At 58.2% G+C, this 3,320-nt stretch carries 2 protein-coding genes; both read left to right on the forward strand.

Going from position 1 to position 3,320, the window contains the following annotated elements; genetic code table 11:
• The first annotated feature begins 6 nt into the window (after positions 1–6).
• Positions 7–234: a DNA-directed RNA polymerase subunit H gene (rpoH, locus tag BA066_07375; protein RDD52873.1), complete on the forward strand. Its 228-nt coding sequence runs from the start codon at positions 7–9 to the stop codon at positions 232–234.
• A gap of 6 nt (positions 235–240) precedes the next feature.
• A partial coding sequence (locus BA066_07380; GenBank protein RDD52872.1) for a DNA-directed RNA polymerase subunit B'' occupies positions 241–3,320 on the forward strand: 3,080 nt, incomplete at its 3' end.

Genomic DNA, 3,320 nt, shown 5'->3' on the forward strand with positions numbered 1-3,320 from the left:
GCTAAGATAAACGTTGAGGAGAGCCTCATGGTGCCCAAGCATGAGATAGTGAGCGAGGAGGAGAAGGCGGAGTTGATAAGGAGATATGGCCCATTGGATCTCTTCCCGAAGATACTGGCAAGCGATCCGATGGTGGAGAGGCTGGGGGCGAAGCCGGGGGACCTCATAAGGATATACAGGGATGAGGGGATCTACTACAGGTACGTGGTGGGTGAGAGGAGATATCAGGGGTGATTCCTTTTGTTATCCAAGCGGAACAATTACGTTGATTTTTATCCAATCGTTAGGGCCTATTTCAGGGAAAGGGGGCTTGCTGACGTCCAGATAGAATCCTTCAACAGATTTCTGGAGAGGGGTCTACAGGAGGTGGTTGATGCTTTCAAGGAGATAGAGCTCGTCGAGAACTACAAGCTGGTGCTGAGCAGGGTTCACGTCGGGAGGCCCGAGATAGATGAGTACGACGGCTCATCCCTTCCAGCGATGCCAAGCGAGATAAGGCTAAGGAACGCGGACTACATAGCTCCCGTGGAGCTGGAGGTGAAGGTCTACGCCGGGGGCATGGAGCTGAAGACCGAGAGGGTCAGGATAGGTCACCTGCCCATGATGGTGAAGTCCAAGGGATGCTACCTCTACGGGCTCGATGAGAGGAAGCTGATAAGCAAGGGGGAGGATCCGAGGGATCCCGGGGGCTACTTCATAATAAACGGCTCGGAGAGGGTTCTAGTCATGAGGGACGACATAGCGCCGAACAAGGTCATAGTGGAGCAGACGGTCGCTGAGAACAAGCCCTACTCCCACGTCGCTCAGATAGTCTCCGCAAGGGCGGGCCTGAGGACGAGGCTCTACCTGGAGTACTACATGAGGGACGGCACGATAAAGGCCTCCACGGGGGCCCTCAGGGGGATACCAGTCGCGATGCTGCTCAAGGCCCTGGGGCTTGAGAGGGATGAGGACATAGTGGATGCGATATCCTCGACGGATGAGGAGATAAGGAACGAGTTCCTCTACAGCCTTGACGACGTCCAGAGGAAAGCCGAGGAGGAGGGCACCTCCGGGATGATAACGCAGGAGGAGGCCCTGGACTACATAGGGAGGAGGCTAGTTCAGGCGGTCCCAAGGGCGGATAGGATAAGGTACGCTAAGGAGTACCTGAGGAACAACTTCCTCCCCCACATAGGGACGGGAGAGGAGGACCTCATAGTCAAGGCTTACTTCCTGGCTAAGATGATAGAGAAGCTCCTGAAGGTCGTCAGGGGGAAGCTTGAGCCCGATGATAAGGACCACTTCTCGAACAAGAGGCTCAGGCTCGCGGGCACGCTTATGCAGGAGGTCTTCAGGGACTCCTTCTACCAGCTCGTGAGGAGGCTGAAGGAGAAGGCCGATGAGCAGCTCAGCAGCGGTGTTTACGACCTTGACGTGAGGAGGATAATCCAGAGCCAGAAGCTCGTCACCCAGAGGATACTCAGGGCGGTCGCCACTGGGGCCTGGCCGGGTGGGGATCTCGGGGTCAGCCAGAACCTGGAGAGGACCAACTACATAGCCACGCTCCACCACCTGAGGAGGGTCAACTCCCCCCTGCCCGCTGGCCTCCCGCTCCACGAGGTGAGGCAGATCCACGGAACGAGCGTGGGCAGGCTCTGTCCCCTGGAGACACCTGAGGGGACGAACGTGGGACTCGTGAGGAGCCTCTCCATATTCTGCGATGTGACCTTCGGGACGGATCCAGAGCCGATAGTGGAGATGATACTTGACTGGGGGGCCAAGCCCGCCAGGAGCGCCAGGCCCAAGGAGGTGGGGAGCCTCACGCCCGTCTACGTCAACGGGAGGCTGGTGGCCTTCACAGATAAGCCGGAGGATCTGGTTAGGTTCCTCAGGGAGAGGAGGGCTGAGCTAAGCACGGAGGTCAACTTCATATACAACAGGGAGGAGAACGCTGTCTTCGTCAACGCGGACGCGGGGAGGATGAGGAGACCTCTGATCCCGGTCAGCAGGCTGAGGGAGGCCATAGAGCTCCTTCCCAAGGTCGAGTCCGGGGAGTTGAGCTTCACGGATCTCGTCAAGATGGGGATAGTGGAGCTTCTGGATGCCGATGAGGAGGAGTACGCCGTCGTGGCCCAGAGCTTGGATGAGATAACGGAGCATCACACGCACCTGGACTTCGCCCCTTACGCGATGTTCGGTGTGGCCGCCTCCCAGATACCTTACGCGGAGCACAACAACATACCGAGGGACATAATAGGGTCCAACATGGTTAGGCAGGGCTTGGGCGAGTATCTGGCGAACTGGAGGCTCAGGTTCGACAGCAGGGCCTTCCTGATGTTCTACCCTCAGAGGCCGATAGTTAGGACCAGGGGGGCCGAGATAACGGGCTACGACTACAGGCCATCGGGCCAGAACCTGGTAGTGGCTCTCCTCCCCATGGACGGCTACAACATGGATGATGCGCTCGTGATGTCGAAGGGAGCCATAGACAGGGGAGCTGCCAGGGCCGTCTTCTTCAGGACATACGAGTCGGAGGCGAGGAGGCACGCGATAATAGAGGGAGATAAGTTCGAGAACCCAGCCAATCTCAAGAAGGTTTCCGGAAAGAAGGAGGAGCAGTACTACCAGAAGCTTGGGGAGGACGGCATAGTCGATCCGGAGACTTACGTGGAGGGAGGGGATGTGCTGATAGGCAAGACCAGCCCTCCGAGGTTCTCCCCGGAGCTGACGGTGGGTGCCGGTTATCCTCAGTACACCTTCGAGAGGAGGGACACCTCCGTCTCGATGAGGGCCTGGGAGAGGGGGATAGTCAGCGAGGTGCTCCTGGTGACGAAGACAGGGGGGGAGAAGCTCGTCAGGGTCAACGTGAGGGACACGAGGCCCCCCGAGCTGGGGGACAAGTTCGCCACGAGGCACGGTCAGAAGGGAGTCCTCGGCATGATATACAGGCATGAGGACATGCCTTTCACCGCCGATGGGATAGTCCCTGACATAGTGCTCGATCCCCACACGATACCCTCCAGGATGACAATAGGCCAGCTTTACGAGATAATAGCTGGCAAGGTTGGGGCCCTAGAGGGGAGATTCGTAGACGGGACCCCGTTCATGTCGGAGCCCGTGGAGGACCTTATGGAGGCCCTCGTCAAGCTAGGATTTGAGTACAGCGGGGAGGAGATAATGTACGATGGCAGGACCGGTAGAATGATAAGGGCTCCGGTCTTCATAGGGATAAGCTACTATCAGAGGCTGAAGCACATGGTGAGGGACAAGATACACGCAAGGGCCAGGGGACAGATGCAGCTACTCACCAGGCAGCCCGTGGAGGGAAGGGCCAGGGG

The organism is Candidatus Korarchaeota archaeon NZ13-K (assembly GCA_003344655.1).
Classification (GTDB): Archaea; Korarchaeota; Korarchaeia; order Korarchaeales; family Korarchaeaceae; genus Korarchaeum.